Source organism: Peribacillus sp. P4_C12, from assembly GCF_056402095.1.
Genome location: NZ_JBFUIB010001012.1, coordinates 1 through 831, shown reverse-complemented (window position 1 = coordinate 831; position 831 = coordinate 1). Strand labels below are relative to the sequence as shown.

Below are 831 nucleotides of genomic sequence, written 5' to 3'. Positions count from 1 at the left end.
TTGCATAATTTAGCCTAAATAGCGATGATACAACGATTTTGCTTCTGCGATTTCTTTTGTTCCATGAATCAGGGCCCGGCCATCTTTAAAAACAACTAAACGATGGTGCCCGATTGTGAATGAAAGCAAATATGGATTTCGTACGATCTTGCCACCTTGAGCAAGCAGATTTTTTTCAAGTTGCACTAAATCTCTTTCAAACTTCATTGCTGGGCGAATCTGGACAGACTCCCTCCCGCATAAAACCGCTGTTTTTGTTTGATTTAGATAAGAAAGGTGTGGGTAGGTTCGCTTTGACCCACATGACAAACAGCTGTCTTTTTTTAATTTCTTTACATTAATGGATGTATGCTCATTTTTCCAAAGGTCAAATGAAACGATTTTATTTCTAAGGGAATCATAATCTTCCACAAGAATTTTTAATGCTTCAGTCAGTTGATAAGCAACAACCGTTTGAACGGCGGGACTAATAATTCCAGCCGTATCACAGGTTAATCCACCAATTGGAACCGTTTCCAGCAAACAATTCAAACATGGAGTTACTTCTGGGACAATTGTGTAACTTATTCCATAGCTCCCCACACACGCTCCGTAAATCCATGGAATTTTGAATTTTTGTGATATATMATTAATCAGCATCCTTGTATCAAAATTATCGGTGGCGTCCAATATTAAATCGACTCTATCAACGAGCCGCTCCAGTTCCTCCACTGACACATCCAACACATGTGATTTTACGATTACATCTGAATTTAGCGCTTTCAATCGATTCTCCGCCGCCACTGCTTTTGGCATTCTTTTTTCAGCATCTTCCTCACAATAAAGTTGCTG

1 protein-coding gene is annotated in these 831 nt (G+C 39.3%); it reads right to left on the bottom strand.

What is annotated here, in order from left to right:
* Positions 1-9: 9 nt before the first annotated feature.
* Positions 10-831, bottom strand: an 822-nt coding sequence (locus AC1DUW_RS30895) for a ThiF family adenylyltransferase (protein WP_477644461.1), incomplete at its 5' end; no start/stop codon positions are given.